Origin of the sequence: Sphaerisporangium viridialbum (genome assembly GCF_049674955.1) — a bacterium.
In the GTDB taxonomy this organism is placed as follows: Bacteria; Actinomycetota; Actinomycetes; order Streptosporangiales; family Streptosporangiaceae; genus Sphaerisporangium; species Sphaerisporangium viridialbum.
In genome coordinates, this window is the sequence record NZ_CP187232.1 from 7,339,996 (window position 1) to 7,359,882 (window position 19,887).

Annotated in this window: 7 protein-coding genes; 5 read left to right on the forward strand and 2 right to left on the reverse strand. The window is 73.2% G+C overall.

Annotation, left to right across the window (positions count from 1 at the left end; translation table 11 throughout):
- Positions 1-15 precede the first annotated feature (15 nt).
- Both ACOZ38_RS33145 and ACOZ38_RS33150 read right to left on the reverse strand, forming a co-directional pair.
- On the reverse strand, positions 16-738 hold the full coding sequence (locus ACOZ38_RS33145) for a tyrosine-protein phosphatase (protein ID WP_424534998.1): 723 nt from the start codon (positions 736-738) through the stop codon (positions 16-18).
- Positions 735-2,138 (reverse strand): condensation domain-containing protein, encoded by a 1,404-nt coding sequence (locus ACOZ38_RS33150; RefSeq protein ID WP_424534999.1) that lies wholly within the window; start codon positions 2,136-2,138, stop codon positions 735-737. The genes ACOZ38_RS33145 and ACOZ38_RS33150 overlap by 4 nt, the downstream gene beginning before the upstream one ends.
- Positions 2,139-2,272: 134 nt before the next feature.
- Between ACOZ38_RS33150 and ACOZ38_RS33155 the strand changes: the two genes are divergently transcribed.
- From ACOZ38_RS33155 to ACOZ38_RS33175, 5 genes are all read left to right on the forward strand, one after another.
- Positions 2,273-3,775 carry a class I adenylate-forming enzyme family protein gene (locus tag ACOZ38_RS33155; RefSeq protein ID WP_424535000.1) on the forward strand — a complete coding sequence of 501 codons (1,503 nt, stop codon included), beginning with the start codon at positions 2,273-2,275 and terminating at the stop codon, positions 3,773-3,775.
- A gap of 117 nt (positions 3,776-3,892) precedes the next feature.
- Positions 3,893-7,096, forward strand: a complete 3,204-nt coding sequence (locus tag ACOZ38_RS33160) for a non-ribosomal peptide synthetase (RefSeq protein WP_424535001.1) — start codon at positions 3,893-3,895, stop codon at positions 7,094-7,096.
- A 2-nt stretch (positions 7,097-7,098) separates the two neighbouring features.
- The gene (locus ACOZ38_RS33165; protein WP_424535002.1) at positions 7,099-13,695 is read left to right on the forward strand and encodes an amino acid adenylation domain-containing protein; all 6,597 of its coding nucleotides are present in this window, start codon (positions 7,099-7,101) and stop codon (positions 13,693-13,695) included.
- Positions 13,692-19,373, forward strand: a complete 5,682-nt coding sequence (locus tag ACOZ38_RS33170) for an amino acid adenylation domain-containing protein (RefSeq protein WP_424535003.1) — start codon at positions 13,692-13,694, stop codon at positions 19,371-19,373. Before ACOZ38_RS33165 ends, ACOZ38_RS33170 begins: the two co-directional genes overlap by 4 nt.
- Positions 19,374-19,459: 86 nt before the next feature.
- The gene (locus ACOZ38_RS33175) at positions 19,460-19,843 is read left to right on the forward strand and encodes an acyl carrier protein (protein WP_424535004.1); all 384 of its coding nucleotides are present in this window, start codon (positions 19,460-19,462) and stop codon (positions 19,841-19,843) included.
- Positions 19,844-19,887: the final 44 nt, after the last annotated feature.

Sequence of the window (19,887 nt, forward strand, 5' to 3'; positions counted from 1 at the left end):
GGCCCGGCCGGCGCCTCAGTCCGGGGGGCCGAGGAGGCGGGTCCGGAGGGTTTCGAGGTCGTCCTTGTGGAGGCCACCGTCGAGGAGGTGGGCCTCCACGTCCAGTTCGGCCAGGGTCGTCAGGATGATCTCGCGGGCCGAGGTGTTCTCCTTCAGGAGCCTGCGCCTGATCATCGGCGCCTCGTCCTCCTCGCCCAGCTTGGCGTACAGGGGCCCGAGGCGCTCGGTGGTCAGCTCGTAGTCGGAGGCGATGTCGGCGGGCGCGACGCCCGCGAGGGCGAGCAGCAGCAGGGCCACGATGCCCGTGCGGTCGCGGCCGGCGACGCAGTGGAACAGGACGCCGCCGGGCGGCGCCTGGGCGATCGCGGTGATGGCGGCGGCGCACCTGCCGGGCTTGTGCTCCAGGAAGGTGCGGTAGTAGAGCGGGGTGCCGTAGAGGTGCCGCCGCCGCTCCCAGAACTCGGTATCGCCGTCGTCGTCCAGCGGGGCGCGGAGCACCCTGATCCAGGGCGGGCGGTACCCGTTCCAGGCCCGCACCTCGCGGTCGTTGCGCAGGTCGACCAGCGTGCGGATGCCGTACGCGCGCAGCGCCGACCATCCCTCGGCGGTCAGGCGGTCGGGCGTGTCCGAGCGGACGACGGCGCCCGCGCGGGTCGTGCGGCCGTCCCCGGTGGCCAGGCCGCCGAGGTCCCTGACGTTGTAGCAGCCGTCGAAGTCGAGGTGGCGGTCGTGGATCATCGGGCCACCCGGTCGCGGCCGAGCACGGGCATGTCCCCCGGATAGCCGTAGGCCGCCCACACCATGAGATCTTCGATGTGCCTCAGCATGCTCTCAGCCGCCTCGCCCCAGTGGGTCTCGTCGCTCCATTGCAGGCTGAGCACGGCCCCCTCACTGCGGTGCAGGACCGTCAGCATGTACTTCGCGCCCAGCAGCCTCGGCGGCGCGAACGTGACCTCCCCGTCATCATAGGACCGGCCCGTCCTGGCCGACCACGCGGTGCTGAACCGCCCGGCGACCGACTCGTCCATGTAGCTGAACCTCGGGTACGCCACGGCCGTCTTGTAGAGGCCCCGGAGGATGTCCTCGCACATCCGCTCGGTGGCGTAGGGATCGGCGTTGGCGAACCGGTGCCCGCCAAGCTGCTGGGCGGCGCACTCCGCGAGGGCTCCGGCGTAGGTGTCGCGGGTGACCTCGGGGATGATCACGGGCAGCGTCATCGTGGCCTTGCGCACCGAGCCCGCGGCGGCGGGGGACATCCTGTTCGCCGAGATCGCGAACAGCCCGGCCAGCGGCGAGCGCTCCACCGCGCAGACCGCGGCGCCGAAGGCGAGCAGGAACGCCGAGGAGGCCGAGATGCCGGTCGTGCGGGCGAGCGTCACGGCCGCCTCCCCCGCGCGGCGGGAGATCAGCCAGCAGGAGCGGAAGCCCCCGTACTCGGTGAGCGGCACGGGCGGGGCGGGCGGAGGGGTGCGCGGCGCGTACCCGTCGAGCCCCTCCCTGATCCGTACGAGCCGGCGCTCCCAGTGGCGCATGGCCCTGCGCTGGTAGGCCTGCCCGGCGGGCGTGACCTCGGCCTCGGCGGCGTCGATGGGCTGCTCGGCCGGGGCGCCCGCGGCGAAGGGCTCGCGCCCGGCCGCGCGCGACCTGATCGCCCGGGACAGGTCCCGGCACAGGACGTTCATCGCCCACGGGTCGATGGCGACGTGGTCGACCACCAGGTCGACGCGCCGGACGGCCGTTCCCCGCTGAAACAGCACCACCCTGATGGGCCATTCCGCGCCGATCCTGAAGCACGTGCGCCGCCAGGGGGTGTCGAACCTGGGCCCCTCGGGGTCCTGGTCGGTCACCTCGATGATCTGGTCCAGCAGCGCGTCGACCGGGGTGACGTGCTGGCGGGCCGCGTCGCCGTTCCCGCGCTCGATGATCGTGCGCAGGCCCTCGTGCCGCTGGATGACGTCGCGTACGGCGGCCACGACCACCTCGCGGGGCATGTCGCGCCCGGGTATCGCGGCGCAGATGTTGTCCTCGAACGAGGTGGGCGAGTCGGTGGGGATCCACTGGACCCACTCGTGCTGCGCCCAGGTGAGCCTGCCGCTGCGCAGGACCTGCGCGGGCGGCGTCCATCCGGATTCGGCCATCACAAACCCCCGTAACGCCGCCGCCTCTTCGGCAATGTCTACTTCTTGCGTCACTCTCTCATAATCTGTCAGTCTTTTGTCGTGATACCGATAGCTCGCCCGACGGGGAAGCTCGTGGCGATCGAGGGTTACCTATGACAACGCCGTTAGCAGGGACAGCACGGGCGGCACGGACGACGACGCGGCTGCTCGCGACACGGGCCGGGGAAGATCCGGACCGGGCGGCCATGGTCGTGGACGGCGTCGGCACGCTGACGTTCGGCGCGTGGGAGGCACGGTCGGACGCCGTGGCCCGTGGCCTGCTCGAACGCGGCCTGACCGCCGGGGACCGCGTCGGCCTGCTGTTCGGCGGCCGGGGGTGGATCGACTTCGCCGTCGCCTACTGCGCCGTGCACAAGGCCGGCGGCGTCGCCGTGCCGCTGTCCGACCGGTTTCCCCCGGCGGAGCTGGCCTTCATGCTGTCCGACTGCGCCGCCTCCGGCGTGATCCACGAGCGTGGCGTCCGGCCACCGCCCGGCGGCCCACGGGCCTGGACGGTCGATGACCTCGAGAACGGGCCGGGCGGGCCGGTGGGCGTGGAGGTCTCCGAGGGGAGCCTCGCCCAGATCCTCTACACCTCGGGGACCACGGGCAGGCCGAAGGGCGTGGCCGCCACCCACGGCAACCTCACCTTCGGTTGCGCGTTCAGCGGGCGGCGGCGCCCGCTCGCGCACTCCCGGCACTTCCTCCACGCGTTCCCCGTCGGGACCAACGCCGCCCAGACCATGCTCGTCAACGCCCTGGACGCCAAGGCCTCAGCGCTGACACTGCCGCTGTTCACGCCCGCGCGGTTCGGGAAGCTCATCGAGTCGCAGCGGGTCGGCACCGTCTTCGCCGTCCCCACGATGGCCGGCGAGCTGCTCAAGGCGAGGATCCACGAGCGGTACGACCTGTCGAGCGTGCGGCTGTTCGGGTCCACCGCCGCCGCGCTGCCGCCTCCGGTCGCGGTCGCGCTGGGCGAGGTGTTCACCAACGCGATGATCGTCAACTACTACACCTCCACCGAGGCGGCGCCCGCGCAGCTGACCATGATCTTCGATCCGGCGCGGCCCACCTCCGTCGGGCGTCCCGCCTCACCGGGGGACATCCGCATCGCGGGTGAGGGCGGCGAACCCGTCCCCGCCGGGGAGACGGGCGAGGTGTGGCTCCGCTCCCCCACCGCGCCGCGCGCGTACTACGGGGACCGCCCGGCGGGGGCCGCGGTGTTCCGGGGGAACTGGATCCGCATGGGGGACGTCGGCCACCTGGACGGCGAGGGCTACCTCCACCTGGTCGACCGCGACCAGGACATCATCAAGTCCGGCGCTTTCAAGATCTCCACCATGAAGATCGAGGCGGCGCTCCACGAGCACCCCGAGGTCAGCGACGCCGCGGTCTTCGGGGTCCCGCACGCCGACCTCGGCACGCAGGTGGTGGCGGCGATCGTCTCCTCCGCCTCGCTCTCCCTCCGCGAGGTGCGCGCCTTCCTCGCTCCCCGGCTCGCCGAGCACGAACTGCCCAGGCGGGTCCTGATCCTCGGCTCGCTGCCGAAGAACGCCGGCGGCAAGGTGGTCAAACGGGAGCTGCGCGAACGGGTCCTGTCCTCCGCCGGCTCCTAGCGGCCCTCCACGACCCGGGACCCGGGGTCCCGGGACCCGGCCCGAGCCGTACCGAGGTCGCGATCACGGTCCCGGGTCGCGGTCACGAGGCACGGTCACGCTCAGAAAAGAGAACTGATGCAGGCTTCATTCGCCCAGCACGGTGTCTGGGTCGCCGAGCGGACGGGCGTCCCCGGTCCCGCGTACCACCTGCCCCTCGCCATCCACTTCGAGGGCGCGCTCGACACCACGGCGCTGCTGTCCGCCTGTTCGGCCCTGGTCGCCCGCCACGAGACGTTGCGCGCCCGCGTGCGGGAGGAGGACGGGGTCCTGTTCCTACGCCCCTCCCCCACCCCACCGCCGATCACCCACCACGACCTCTCAGCCGGGACTCCGGACTCCGGCGGCAGGCAAGCGGCCCCTCTCGGCGAACCCGTCCGGGGCGCGGCCTCACTGGACGAACCCGTTCAGCCGGCGGCGTCTCTGGACGAGCTCGTCCGGCGGGAGGTCTCTCGGGAGTTCGAGCCGGAACGGGGACCGCTGGCCAGGTTCACGCTCTTCACCCTGGCCCCCGAGCGGCACGTGCTTCTGTTCGTGGCCCACCACCTGGTCTTCGACGGCGGCTCCAAGGACGTACTCGTCCACGACCTCGCCGCCCTGTACGGCGCGCACGCCCAGGTTCCGTCGCGGCTCTGCGGCTCGTACGGTGCGCATGCCGAGGTCGAGAGGGCGCGGGTCGAGGCCGACCGGGAGGGGGCGCGGGACTTCTGGACGCCCAGGTGGCGGGACGAGGGCGAGGTCGTGCTGCCCGGCTCGCGGGGGCCGGGCCTGCCGACGGGCGAGGGCGGGCACGCCGGGTTCGCGCTCGACGGCACGGTGTGGACCCGGCTGGTGAAGACGGCCGAGGAGCTGGGCGTCACCCGGTTCGAGTTCGTCGTCGCGGCCCTGCGGGCGCTCCTGCACCGCTACGGCAACCACGACCTCATGCTCGCGCTCGATCTCGGCACGCGCGGGGAGGCGACCCGCGACCACATCGGGCTGTACGTCAACGAGCTGCCACTGTCCGCGCGGCCCGCCCCCGACACCACCTTCCGCGCGTTCGCCACCGACGTCCGTACGGAGCTGCGCGAGCTGTACCGCTTCCGGCACGTGCCCCTCACCCGGGCCGTCGGCGGCCTGACGGCACGCGGGGCGCTCACGCCGGTCTCGGTGAGCTACCGGAAGCGGGCCGAGGAGCCGGTGTTCGCAGGGGTGGCCACCGTCGTGGACTGGATGATGTTCCCCGGCGCGGTCAGGAACACGCTGAACGCCCAGTTCGTCGAGAACTCCGACGGCCTGTCGGCCGACCTGCGGTACGACGCGGGCGCCATCGGGGCCGATGACGCGCGGCGCCTGGCCGGCCACTTCGTCGCGCTGCTCACGGCGGCGGCCGAGGAGCCGGACACCCGCGTACGTGACCTGCCGGTCCTCTCCCCCGAGGAACGTGAGCTGGTGTCCTCCGGCTGGAACGCCACCCGCGTGGCGTACCCGCAGGACGCGACCGTGGTCGCGATGTTCGCCGAGCGCGTGCGCGCGACCCCGGACGCGGAGGCCGTGGTCCATGACGACCGGCGGCTGACCTACGCCGAGCTCGACGCGGTCTCCAGCGGGCTGGCCCGGCGGCTCCGGCGCGAAGGAGTGGGGCCGGGGACACTCGTGGCCCTGCACGTGGGACGCTCGTGGACGATGATCGCCGGGATGCTGGCCGTGATGAAGGCGGGCGCCGCCTACCTCCCGCTCGACCCCGGCTACCCGCCCGATCGCCTGTCCTTCATCCTGACGGACGCGGCCGTCAGGACCATCCTCACCGACGACGACACCACCACCCCGGCCGACCTGCGGCAGATCCGCATCAGCTCGGACGTGGCCGGTCTAGCGGAGGACGACGGGTCCGGCGCCGTCACGGGCTCGCTGGATCCCGCCGACGTCGCCTACGTCATCTACACCTCCGGGTCCACCGGACGGCCCAAGGGCGTCGCGGTCCCGCACTCCGCGCTGGCGAACCTGCTGCTCGGCATGCGCGACCTGCTGGGTGCCGCTCCCGGGGACGCGTGGCTCGCCCTCACCTCCCTCTCGTTCGACATCTCCGCGCTGGAACTGCTGCTCCCCCTGGTGACGGGCGGCCGGGTGGTCGTCGCCGGCGAGGACGCGGCGCGGGGCCCGGGTGCCGTGGAGCTCATCAGGTCCGAGCGGGTGTCCCACGTCCAGGCGACGCCCTCCGGGTGGCGGATGCTCCTCGCCGCCGGCTTCGACGGTCCTGACGTGGTCGCGCTCGCCGGGGGCGAGGGGCTGCCCCTGCCCCTCGCACGCGAGCTGCGCGGCCGGGTGAAGCGCCTGCTGAACGTGTACGGGCCGACCGAGACGACGATCTGGTCCACCGCCTGGGACGTGCCGGCCGAGCCCGAGGCGGTGTCCATCGGGCGGCCGATCGCCAACACGGCCGTGTACGTGCTCGACGACCACGACGACCTCGCCCCCATCGGCGTGCCCGGCGAGCTGGTGATCGCCGGGGCGGGAGTGGCCCAGGGCTACCTCGGCCGCCCCGGCCTGACGCGCGAGCGGTTCGTCCCCGGCCCGTTCGGCGGCGGCCGCGTGTACCGTACGGGCGACCGGGCGCGGTGGCGCGCGGACGGCACCCTGGAATACCTCGGGCGCACCGACAACCAGGTGAAGCTGCGCGGGCACCGCATCGAACCGGGCGAGATAGAGGCCCGCCTCCTGGAGCACCCGCTGATCGGCCAGGCGGCGGTGATCGTCCGCGACCCGGAGAACGAAGACGCCACCCTGGCCGCCTACCTCGTCCTCCGACACGCCGAGCCGGCCACAGATGCCTCGGCCGGGGACGGTTCGGGTATCGACGTCGGCGGACTTCGGGCGTTCCTTGGTCGCGGGCTGCCGAGGTACATGATCCCTGACCATTTCACCGTGCTCGACGCGTTACCCCGCACGCCGAACGGCAAGCTCGACAGGTCCGCGCTGCCCGACCCCGCACCGCGAGGCGACGGCGCCCCCGTCACGCCGGGCGGGGAGACGGTCCTGTCGGGCCAGGCCGCGCAGATACGGGCGATCTGCCAGGAAGTGCTGCGCATCGACGGCATCGAGCCGGACGACGATCTGTTCGACCTCGGGGCACACTCCCTGACCATCACGCAGATCGCCTCCCGCGTCAGGCAACGTCTCGGACTGGAGGTGCCTCTCAGCCTGTTCTTCGACGCCCCGACCTTCGGCGACCTGCTCACGGAGATCGCGAACATCCCGGCCACGCGCGCCGCGCCGGTGCCGTCCCTCGGGGAGGTGCGCTGATCATGGGGACTCTCGCGCACGGGGAGATCATCGCCCGCCCGGTCGGCCTCGGCGACCCGCCCCTGTCGTACGGCCAGGAGCGCATGTGGTTCCTCAGCCGCCTTGAGGGGAGCGGCGGAGCCGCCTACAACGTGTTCCTCGCCCACCGGCTTCGCGGCCCCCTCGACGCCGGGGCCTTGGAACGGGCGATCGCGGAGATCGTCGCGCGGCACGAGGTGCTGCGCACCCGCTACCCGGCCAAGGACGGCGACCCCGTCCAGGTCATCGACCCACCCCCCTCTCCCGCGGATGCCGGTGTCAGGGGGGACCGGCTGGAGGTGGTGGATCTGGCTGAGGTGCCGGTGGATGGGCGGGAGGCCCGGGCCAAGGCGGTGGCCGCCGAGCGGGTGGCCCGGCGGTTCGACCTCGTGGGTGAGCATCCCTTCCGGGCGAGCCTGCTCCGGCTGTCCGAGCGCGAGCACGTGCTGTGCGTCGTGTTCCACCACATCGCCGTGGACGGCTGGTCGAGCCAGATCTTCTTCCGCGAGCTGGCCGCCCTGTACGGGACGTACGTGAACGCCGGCACACCAGACCTGCCCCCGCCGCCGCTCCAGTACGCCGACTTCGCGCTCTGGCAGCGCGAGCGGCTAGGCGAGGTGATGGACGAGCAGCTCGGCTACTGGCGAGAGCGGCTCGACGGTGCCCCAACGCTCGACCTGCCCACGGACCGGCCTCGCCCGCCGGTCACCACCTCCAGCGGCGGCAGCGTCAACCGCCTCCTGCCCGCCTCGCTGAGCAAGAAGATCGACGAGCTGGCCCGGCGCACCCGCGGCACCCGGTTCATGACGCTCATGGCCGCCTACCAGGCGCTGCTGGCCCGCTACTCGGGACAGGAGGACATCTGCGTCGGCACCCCCGTCGCGGGCCGTGGTACACCCGAGCTGGAGCCGCTGATCGGGCTCTTCATCAACACGCTCGTGTTCCGGGTGGACCTCTCGGGCGACCCGACCTTCCGCGAGCTGCTCACCCGCGTCCGTACCAGCGCCCTTGAGGCGTACTCCAATGACGCCCTGCCCTTCGACCGGCTCGTGAGCGAGCTGAACCTCCCGAGGGATCTGAGCCGGACCCCGCTGTTCCAGGCGCAGCTCATCCTCTACAACTACGCCGAGAGCCTCCCGCCCCTACCGGGCCTGACCACCGAGCCGTTCGACCCCGGCGTGCGGCTCGCGACCTTCGACCTGTCGGCGGAGTTCCGCCAGGACGAGGACGGGCTCAGGCTCTCCCTGGTCTACAACGCCGACCTGTTCGACCGCGAGACGGTGGAACGCATGGCCGGGCACTTCGAGGCCCTGCTGCGCGAGGCCACCGAGGACCCCGGCCGCCGCCTGTCCGACCTCGACCTCCTGGACGTGGTCGAACGCGAGCGGCTCCTGCTCCAGTGGAACGACACCGCCGCCCCTCGTCCGGACGTCACGCTCCCCGAGCTGGTCGCGGGCCGTCCCGGCGCGACGGCCGTGACCTTCGAGGGGCGCACCCTGACGTACGCCGAGCTGGAGGCCTCGGCCAACCGGCTGGCCCACCGGCTCCGGCGCGAGGGGGTACGGCCCGGCGTGCTCGTCGCGCTGTGCGCCAACCGCTCGCCGGAGACGCTGGTGGCACTGCTGGCCGTGATGAAGGCCGGAGGCGCGTACCTGCCCCTGGACCCGGAGTACCCCCGCGACCGGCTCGCGTTCGTCCTCGCCGACTCGGGCGCCGAGCTGCTGCTGACCGAGGAACGCCTGCGCGACCGGCTCCCCGAGTGCGACGTCCCGGCCCTGCTGATCGAGGATCCGGCGGCCTTCGCCGCGGAGCCCGCCTCCGCACCCGAGCCGACGGCGACCCCGGCCGACCTGGCCTACGTGATCTACACCTCCGGCTCGACCGGGCGTCCCAAGGGCGTCGCGATCGAGCACCGGGCCCTGGTCAACCTGCTGCTGTCGATGAAGGAGCTGCTCGGCTCGGGCCCCGGCCACCTCTGGCTGGCCCTCACGTCCCTGTCGTTCGACATCTCGGGGCTCGAACTCTTCCTGCCCCTGGTCAGCGGGGGGCACGTGCTGATCGCGGGGACGCGGGAGGCGGCCGACCCGCTCGCGCTGGCCAGGCTCGCGTCCGCGTACGCCGTGACCCACGTGCAGGCGACGCCGTCGGGGTGGCAGGCGATGCTCGACGCGGGGTTCGACCGCCCGTCGGTCACCGCCCTCGTCGGCGGGGAGGCGCTCCCGCCCGTGCTGGCCCGTGCGCTGCGGGGACGGGTGCGCGACCTGTGGAACGTGTACGGCCCCACGGAGACCACCATCTGGTCGACCTGCGAACGGGTCCCCGTGGAACCGGACACGGTGACGATCGGCGGTCCCCTGGCCAACACCCAGGTGTACGTGCTGGACGAACGGCTCAGGCCGGTACCGGCAGGCGTGCCAGGGGAGCTGTTCATCGCGGGCGCGGGAGTCGCGCGCGGCTACCTGCGCCGCCCGGCGCTCACCGCGGAGCGGTTCATTCCCGACCCGTTCGGCCCCTCCGGATCGAGGCTCTACCGGACCGGCGACCGGGTGCGGTGGCTGGCCGACGGCCGCATCTCGTTCCTCGGTCGCGCCGACGGCCAGGTGAAGCTTCGCGGGCACCGTGTCGAGCTGGGCGAGGTCGAGGCGGTGCTGGCGACCTGCCCGGGCGTGCGGCGCGCGGTCGCCGCCATCCACGCGGACACCCTGGTCGCGTACATCGTGACCGATGCGGCGGGTGACACTGCGAGCGACACGGGCGACACCCCGGGCTACGCGAGCGACGCTGTGGGCTACGCGGCGGGCGACACCCCGGGCTACGCGGCGGGGGTGCGCGCGCACGTGGCTCGCTCGTTGCCCGCCGTCATGGTGCCCGCCGTGGTGGTCTCCCTTCCGGCCCTGCCCATGACCCCGAACGGCAAGATCGACAGGAACGCCCTGCCCGCGCCCGACCGGCGGCCCACGGGACTCGGCAGACCGCCGCGCACACCGCTGGAGCACCGGGTGGCCGAGGTGTTCGGCGAGGTGCTGAAGGCCGGCCCCCTCGGAGTGGACGACGACTTCTTCCTGCTGGGCGGCCATTCCTTGCTCGCCGTCAAGGTGACCGCGCGGATGACGGCCGCGCTCGGCGTGCAGATCCCGCTGCGTGACCTGTTCGCCCATCCGACGGTGTCCGGCTACGCGTCGGCCGTACAGGATCGGTCGGCGGCCGGCGGAGCGCTTCCCCGGCGGCGTCCCGACGACGGCACGCCGCCGCCGCTCTCCCCGGCTCAGGAACGGCTGTGGTTCCTGCACCGCCTCGACCCGGGCGACGCCGCGTACAACATGTACCTGGTGTGGCGGCTGCGGGGCGCGCTCGACGCCGAGGCGATGACCGGCGCGCTCCGCGACCTCGCCGAACGGCACGACACCCTCCGCACCCGCTATCCCGAGAGGGACGGCGGCCCGGTCGCCGTCGTCGAACCCGCCGGAGGCCCGGCCGTCGAGCACATCATCCTCGGCGGGAGCACCCACGGCGGAAACGACGGGAACGTGTACTGCGGGAGCGTGCACGACGGGAAGAAGCCCGACGGGAGGGTGCACGACAGGAGGGTGCACGACGGGAACATCCTCGGCGGGAGCGAGGAGGAGGCCGGGCGGATCGTCGCGGAGCGGACCAACGCCCCCTTCGACCTGACGGCCGCCGCTCCGCTCCGCGTCACCCTCATCCGTCTCGCGGACGACGACCACGTGCTGTGCGTCGTGCTGCACCACATCGCCGGGGACGGCTGGTCGCTCACGATCCTCGGCGACGACCTCGCCCGGCTGTACAGCGCCCGTACCCAAGGGACGGACGCCGCGTTGCCCGAGCTGCCGCTGCGGTACGGCGACGTCGCGCACTGGCGGCGCGGGCGCGACGACGGGACGGCGCTCGCCTACTGGCGCGAGCGGCTCGCAGGACCGCCCGTACTGGAGCTGCCGACCGACCATCCCAGGCCAGAGGTATCGGGGCATCAGGGCGGGTTCCACGCGTTCGCGCTGCCCGCCAAGCTGGCGGACGGGCTGGAGCGCACCGCCCGCGAGCGCGGCGCGACGCTGTTCATGGTGCTGCTCGCCGCCTACCAGGTGCTGCTCTCCCGCCACAGCGGGCAGACCGACATCCTGGTCGGCTCACCCTCGGCGGGGCGGGACCACGTCGAGTTCGAGGGGCTGGTCGGCTACTTCGCCGACACCCTGGTCCTGCGAGGGGACCTGTCCGGCGACACCTCCTTCACGAGCCTGCTGGACCGCACGCGCGCGACCGTCCTGGCCGCGCTGGCACACCAGGACGTGCCGTTCGAGAAGCTGCTGACCGAGCTGGACGTGCCGCGGGACCTCAGCCGCACTCCCCTCTTCCAGACCATGGCCATCCTGCACAGCCAGGACGAGGGTGCGGCGCGGACCGCTCTTGGCGACCTGGACCTGGAGTGGTTCGACGCAGGCTATCGGCAGGTCAAGTTCGACCTCATGCTGGAGGCGTGGCGCAGGCCCGAAGGGCTCTCGCTGGTCCTCGGGTACGACGCTGAGCTGTTCGACGAGTCGGCCATCGCGGGCCTGGCCGCCAGGTTCGCCCTCCTGTGCCGCGCGATCGTCTCGGACCCCGGCCGCGCGATCTCGGCGCTGCCCATGCTCACGCCCGGCGACGAGACCCGGCTGCGCGCCCTCGAAGAGGTCACCGTCTCCGGCGAGCCGCGGCCAGACGGAGCCCCGCAGGACGGCACCGGGACCTCCGGCGTCCTTGTCCCCGGAATGATCGAGGCGGTGACGGTCTCCCTGCCGGGCGCGACGGCGGTGAGCTGCGGCGGCGAGACGCTGACGTACGCCGATCTGGACCGCAGGGTCGCCTCACTCGCGCACCGGCTCCGCGAGCGCGGGGTGGGCAGGGAGAGCGTCGTCGGGGTGCACGTCGACCGCTCGGCCGACGCCGTGGTGGCGTTGCTGGCCGTGTGGCGAGCGAGGGGCGCGTACCTGCCTCTCGACCCCGAACTGCCCGCCGAGCGCATCGGCCTGCTCATCGCCGACAGCGACGCGGCCGTGGTGGTGACCCGGACGCACCTGGCCCACCTGCTGCCCTCCAACACCCCGCTGCTGGTCATCGAGGAAACCCACAACTCCCACACCCAGCACCCCAACGCGGCCACCAAAACGGACTCAACCGCATCCGAAGCGCACCCCGAACCGGACTGCACCGCCGTATCGGGCGAGCGGGAGGGCGGCGACGCCGCGTACGTGATCTACACCTCCGGCTCGACCGGAGCGCCCAAGGGCGTGGTGGTCGAACACCGGGCGCTGGGCGCCCGGGTGGAATGGATGAAGCGGGCGTACGCGCTCGGCCCCGGGGACCGGGTGGTCCAGTTCGCGTCGCTCAGCTTCGACACGCACGCCGAGGAGATCTACCCGGCGCTCGCCGCGGGGGCGACCGTGGAGCTGCTGCCCGGCGGCGCCCTCACGCTGCCCGAGCTTCTCGCCGGGCCCCGGGGCCGGGAGGTCACGGTGCTGGACCTGCCGACCGCGTACTGGCACCAGCTCGTGGACCAGCTCGACCGGGTGGCGTGGCCCGACGCGCTGCGCCTGGTCATCCTCGGCGGCGAGCAGGCCCACGCCGCCGCCGTGGCCCGCTGGCGCGAGCGGTTCGGCGACCGGGTGCGCCTGGTGAACACCTACGGGCCGACGGAGGCCACGATCATCGCGACCGCCACCGACCTCGGGGCCGCCGACACGACAGGACGCCCGCCCATAGGACGGCCGATCGGCGCGACCCGGGCGGTGGTGCTCGACGGGCACGGGCGGCGGGTGCCCCCCGGCGCGCCGGGTGAGCTGCACCTGGGCGGCGCCGGGCTGGCACGCGGCTACCTCGGGCGCCCGGAGCTCACCGCCGAGCGCTTCGTCACCCGGCCCGGCGAGGGGAGGCTGTACCGGACCGGCGACCTGGTGCGGTGGTGCGCGGACGGGCGGCTGGAGTTCCTCGGCCGCCTGGACGACCAGATGAAGATACGCGGGTTCCGCATCGAGCCGGCCGAGATCGAGGGACGCCTCCTCGCCCATCCTGGCGTACGGCAGGCCGCCGTGGTCGCCCGCGACGGAACGCTGGTGGCGTACGTGGCCGGCCCGTTGGACCCGGTGGTGCTGCGGCGGGAGCTTGCCGCTTCCTTGCCGTCGTACATGGTGCCCGAGGTTTGGGTGGTGCTCGACGCGCTGCCGCTCACGCCCGGCGGAAAGGTCGACCGCAGGGCGCTGCCGCCGCCAGACCCCGGCGACGGCAGCCCGTTCACGGCGCCTCGCACCGATGCCGAGGCGCTGGTGGCCGAGATCTGGCAGGAGGTGCTGGGGGCGGGCGAGGTCGGCGCGTTCGACGACTTCTTCGCGCTCGGCGGCCACTCGCTGCTGGCCGTCCAGGTGGGGTCCCGGCTCCGCGCCACCACCGGCGTGGAGGTCCCCATCCGCGCGCTGTTCACCCACCGCACCGTGGCCGACCTGGCGGCGGAGGTGGAGCGGGTCCTGACGGAGGAGCTGGCCGAGCTCAGCGACGAGGAGGCGGCCCGGCTGCTGGAGGGTGAGGCCCCGTGAGCGCGCTTTCGCCGTCGAAGCAGGCGCTGCTCGCCCAGCGCCTGCGCCGGCGCGCCACCGTGGACGAGCCCGCCGCCCCGTCGATCCCCGTGCGGGCGCCCGGCACCGAGAACGTCCCCCTCTCGTTCGGCCAGGAACGGATCTGGTTCCTCGACCAGCTCGACCCCGGTGACACGGCGTTCGCCATGTCCCTGGCCCAGCGGTGGCGCGGCCCGCTGGACGTCCCCGCGCTGCGGCGGGCGTTCGACGAGATCGTGGCCAGGCACGAGACGCTGCGCACGCGGTTCCCCGACGTGGACGGGAGCCCCGTCCAGGTCGTCGACCCTCCGTCACCGCTGCCCGTCGAGTGCCTGGAGGTGACGGAGGACGAGGCGGCGCGGGTGGTCGCGGGCCTGGTCTCCACGCCCTTCGACCTCTCCACGGGCCCGCTGCTGCGGGTCACTCTGCTGCGCCTCGGCGACGACGACCACGTGCTGAGCCTGGTGTGCCACCACATCGTGGCGGACGGCCTGTCGGTCAACCTGCTCCTCGGCGAGCTGGCGGCCCTCTACGACGCCTTCCTGTCCGGCGAGCGCTCGCCGCTCACGCCGTTGCCCGTCCAGTACGCGGACTACGCGATCTGGCAGCGCGAGCGGCTCGCGGGAGAGGCGGCCGAACGCTCGCTCGCTTACTGGCGGAGACAGCTGGACGACGCCCCGGCCCTGGAGCTGCCGGCGGACCGGCCCCGGCCCGCCGTGCACACCTCGGACGGCGACAACGTGACGCTCAGGGTCGACGCCGCCACGGCCGCCGGACTGGAACGCCTCGCCTCCGACGAGAGGTACACGCTGTTCATGACGCTGCTGGCGGCCTACCAGACGCTGCTCATGCGCCACGCGGGGCAGCGGGACATCTGCGTCGGCTCGCCCATCGGCGGGCGCGGGCGGCTGGAGCTCGAACCTCTCATCGGGTACTTCCTGGACACCCTGGTCCTGCGGGGCGACCTGTCGGGCGATCCGTCCTTCCGGGAGCTGCTGGACCGTACGCGGTCCACCGTGCTGGACGCGTTCACCCACCAGGAGATCCCGTTCGAGCGGCTGATGACCGACCTGCGGGTGGAGCGCGATCTCAGCCGCTCCGCGCTGTTCCAGACGATGATCGTCGTGCACACCCAGAACGACCTCGGCCAGGCGGCGCCGATGCGGGGCATCGCCGTCGAGGGCTTCGACAGCGGTTACAGCGCGGCCAAGTTCGACGTGACCCTCGAAGCGTGGCGCGACGGGGACGGCCTGACCCTCGGGTTCGGGTACCGGACCGACCTGTTCGACCGGGCGACGATCGGCGCGCTGGCCGACCGGTTCGTCCGCCTGCTGCGGGCGGTCGTCGCGGACCCGGGCGTGCGGCTGTCCGCGATCGACCTGCTCGGCGCGGAGGAGCGGGAACGGATCACCGGCTGGAGCCTCGGCCCCGCGCGCCCGTCCCCCGCCCCCACCGTCCCCGAGCTGATCGCCGCCGCCACCACGGCGTCCCCCCACGCCATGGCACTGGCCGCCTCTGACGACCACACCCCCGTGGGGGCGTCAGGGGTTCGGGTGACGTACGCCGAGCTGGACGAGAGGTCCGGCAGGCTGGCGCTGGCGCTGCGCAGGGCGGGGGCCGGGCCCGAGTCGATCGTGGGGGTCTGCCTCGACCGGTCCCCGGAACTGTTCGTGACGCTGCTCGCCGTCTGGAAGGCTGGGGCGGCGTACCTCCCCCTGGACCCCGCCTATCCGGACGACCGGCTGGCGTACATGCTCGCCGACAGCTCGGCCCGGCTGCTGGTCGCCGACCCCGGGGCGGAGAAGCGGTTCCCCGGAATCCGCTACCTCACCCCGGACGGGGAACCGGGGCTCCTCGGCGTCCCGCACCTCACCCCGGACGGGGAACCGGGTCCGGGGTCTGCATGGCCGTGGGCGGAGCCGGGGCCGGCCGGGGTTCAGGGTCCTGATCCCGCGCGCGCCGCGTACGTCATCTACACCTCCGGCTCGACCGGCAGGCCGAAGGGCGTGGTCGTCACGCACGCGGCGCTCGCGGCGCGGGTGGCCTGGATGCGCGAGACGTACGAGCTGAGCCCGGCGGACCGGGTGCTGCAGTTCGCCTCGGTCAGCTTCGACACCCACGCCGAGGAGGTCTACCCCTGCCTGTCGGCCGGCGCCACGCTGACCCTGCTCCCCAGCGGGGGCGAGTTCCTGCCCGACTTCCTCGCCACCCCCGAGGGCAGCGCGCTGACGGTGCTCGACCTGCCCACGCCGTACTGGCACGAGCTGGTCGCCGACATCGACGCGGTCGCGTGGCCGCCGGGGCTGCGGCTGACCATCCTCGGAGCCGACCAGGCGGAGCCCTCGGCGGTCGCGGCATGGCACCGGCGCTTCGGCGGCCGGGTGCGGCTGGTCAACACCTACGGCCCCACCGAGGCGACGATCATCGCCACGGGCGCGGAGCTCCGTGACTCCGGCGAGCGCCCGCCCATCGGCAGGCCCCTGTCGGAGACCTCGGCGTACGTACTGGACGAATGGCGCAACCTGGTCCCGGCCGGGGTGCCGGGCGAGCTGTACATCGGGGGTGCGGGGCTGGCCCGCGGCTACCTGAACCGCCCCGAGCTCACCGCCGAGCGTTTCGTCACCGCCCCGGACGGCCTCCCCGTCGCGGCGGGGGCGGGCGACGACCCACCGTACGGCCTGCCCGTCGCGGCGGAGGCGTCCCCGGGCGACCGGCGGCTCTATCGGACGGGTGATCGGGCGCGCTGGCGGCCGGACGGGCAGCTGGAGTTCCTCGGCCGCCTCGACGGCCAGGTCAAGCTCCGGGGGTACCGCATCGAACTGGGCGAGGTGGAGGCCCGGCTGCTCGAACACCCTGGGATCGCACGTGCCGCCGTGGTCGTCGACCGGGAAGCCCTCGTCGCGTACGTCGTCGGGGACGCGGAGCCACGCGAGGTCCGCGACCGGCTCGCCTCCGTGCTGCCGGCGTACATGGTCCCGAAGGCGGTGGTGACCCTCGACCGGCTGCCGCTGACGCCCAACGGCAAGCTCGACCGGCGCGCGCTGCCCTCCCCCGAGGTGACGCGGGACGAGGCGGCGGCCCTGCCGGGCACCCCGGCGGAGGTGGCGATCGCGGCGATCTGGTCGGAGGTGCTCGGGCTCGAAGGCGTCGGCGCGGAGGAGGACTTCTTCGCACTGGGCGGGCACTCGCTGTCGGCCACCAAGGCCATCGCCAGGATGCGGCGCACGCTAGGCGACGGCGTCTCGCTGATGGACCTGTTCCAGCATCCGACGGTACGGGGACTGGCCGCGCTGGTCGAACGCCCGTCCGAACGCCCGTCCGGCGGGTCCGCCGACGGGTCCGCGCGCCCGCTGCTGCACGAGCTGACCCCGCCGCTGCCGCCGGACGCGGCGACCGTGACGTACGTGTGCGTGCCGTACGGCGGGGGCAGCGCCGTCGTCTACCGGCCGCTCGCCCAGGCCCTGCCCGCCGGGCACCGGCTGCTGTCGATCGCCATCCCCGGCAACGACCTGGGGATTGCCGAGGAGGCGCTACCGTTCGACGAGCTGGCGCGGCGGTGCGCCGAGGAGATCCTGCGGCGGGTGAGCGGCCCGCTCGTCCTGTACGGGCAGAGCAGCGTGGGGTCGGCGCTCACGGTCGAGATCGCCCGCCGCCTGGAGTCCTCGGGGCGGGAGCTGGACGCGGTCTACATCGGCGCCGCCTTCCCGTTCGCCCGGCCGCGCGGCCGGGTGGCGCGGGCGCTGTCGCGGCTGGCACGGGCCGCGGCGATGTCCTCCGACCGGGCCTACGCCAACTGGCTGGCGTCCATGGGCGTGGACCTGAGCGACCTCGAACCCGAGCACGCCGAGCGCATCGTCCGCAACATGCGCCGCGAGGCGGAACGCGCCGAGGAGTACTTCACCGACCTCCTCGACCCCCGCGGCGGCGCCGGCCCGTACACGGGCGGAACCGGCACCGGCGGCACGGCCACAGGCGGCGGTGTGGGTGCGGCCCGGCTGCGGGCGCCGTTGATCACTCTGGCCGGTGACCGCGACCCTGCCACCGAGTTCCACGAGGAGCGCTACCGCGAGTGGCACTTCCTCGCGGACACCTCCGCGCTGGTGGTCATCCACGAGGCCGGGCACTTCTTCCTGAAATATCGGGCGGCAGAGCTCGCCCAGATCATCACCCAGGTCCACCCATCCCTCGACTCCGTCACCTCGTCACCCGGCTCCGTACATCCGCCGGTCAGCCCGGTCGCTTCGGCCGGTGGGGGGCGTCCTGAGGGCGCGACGTGGTGGCTGGCCGGGGTGTCGCGGCGGGGGCCGGGGGCCGGGGGCGCTTCCTCGGGGCCGGAGCCCAGCATGCGGCGCTTCACCGCCGTGGCCGCCGGGCAGCTCGTGTCGATCCTCGGCTCGGCGTTCACCGAGTTCGCGGTGCCGATCTGGATCTACCAGACCACCGGTTCGGTCGCGAACTTCGCACTGTTCGCCGTGCTCGGGCTGGTCCCCGGGCTGCTCGTGGCGCCGTTCGCGGGAGCGATCGTCGACAGGCTGGACCGGCGCCGCGTGATGCTGGCCGGGGACATCGGGGCCGGGGGCAGCCAGCTCGTGCTGGGGACGCTGCTGTGGACGGGCAACCTGCAGATCTGGCACATCTACCTGCCCCTGGTCACGCTGTCGGTCGCGTTGAGCTTCCAGCGTCTCGCGTACGCCTCGGCGATCCCGCAGCTCGTGCCGAAACGGTTCCTCGGCCACGCCAACGGCATCGCCCAGATGGTCAACTCCTCGGCGCAACTGGTGGTGCCCCTGGTCGCCGTCGGCCTCATGGCCGTGATCGGCCTCGGGGGCATCATCGCCCTGGACGTCGTGAGCTACGGGGTCGCGATCGGCACGCTGCTCCTCGTACGGTTCCCGGTCACCATGGCCGCCCGGCGCAGGGAGACACTGCTCGCGGAGATCGCCGGAGGATTCCGGTACTCGTGGGGGAACCGGGGCTTCCGCGCCATGCTGCTCTTCTTCGCCGGGCTGAACGTCTTCCTGTCGCCGCTGTTCCTCATGGTCACGCCGCTGGTGCTGTCGTTCGGTACGCTGAACGACACCGGCCGGGTGGCCTTCTTCTCGGGAATGGCGGGCTTCCTCGGCGGCCTGGTCATGAGCCTGTGGGGAGGCCCGCGCCGCATGCGCATGCGAGGGGTTCTCTACTGCACCCTGGCCCTCGGAGTGTGCGCCGCCGTGACCGGCCTGCGGGCCGATCTCGTGCTGATCGCGGCGGGCGCGTTCGGGATGACCCTCTGGCTGACGCTGCTCAACGGCATCTACGCGACGATCGTCCAGGTCAAGGTGCCCCAGCGCTTCCACGGACGGGTGTTCGCGCTGAACACCGTGATCTCGTGGTCCACCCTGCCGCTGGGGTTCGGCGTGGTGGCTCCCGTCGTGAGCGGGCTGTTCGAGCCGATGCTGGCCAGGGGCGGGGTCCTCGCGCCGACCGTCGGTGCTCTGATCGGCACCGGGCCCGGACGCGGCATCGGCTTCATGTACGTCGTCTTCGCCCTCGGCATCGCCGGCACGGCACTGGTGGCACTCCGCACGCGGTCGCTGGCCGGGTTCGACGAGGAGATCCCCGACGCGACCCCGGACGACCTGGTCGGAGCCGAGGCCATAGGCAGGACGACCACCTGAGGAACGAGGAAAGCCCGATGAACGGCACGAACCCCCGAGACGGCGCGGATATGGAGAAAACGGGCGGTATGAGGGAAGATCACACCATGACGGACATCGTGCTCGAAGGGGGCAACGGCCCCACCACCCCCGGCGCGGGGTCCGGAGACCACGCGCCGGGGTCCGGAGACCATGCACCGGCGTCCGGCCGGGCCGTCGGGCCATCCGATGAAGCCGCGTTGCGGAGATGGCTCGCGGAGGCCCTGTCCGAGGCGTGCGACGGGGAGGTCTCCGCCTCCGAGATCCTGGGCGCCGACTGCTCGTTCGTGGCGCTGGGCGTCGGCTCGCTCTCGATGGTCCGCCTGATCGACGCCATCGAGTCCGGACTCGACGTCGAGATCGAGTTCGAGGGCGACGCCTGGTTCATGGAAGACCTGGACAGCCTGGTCGGCCACCTACGGGGACTCACCCGCGCGGACCTCCCCGCCTGAGCCGGTCGCGGCGGCGGGCCGGTGCCGCGTGCGTGCGAGCGGTT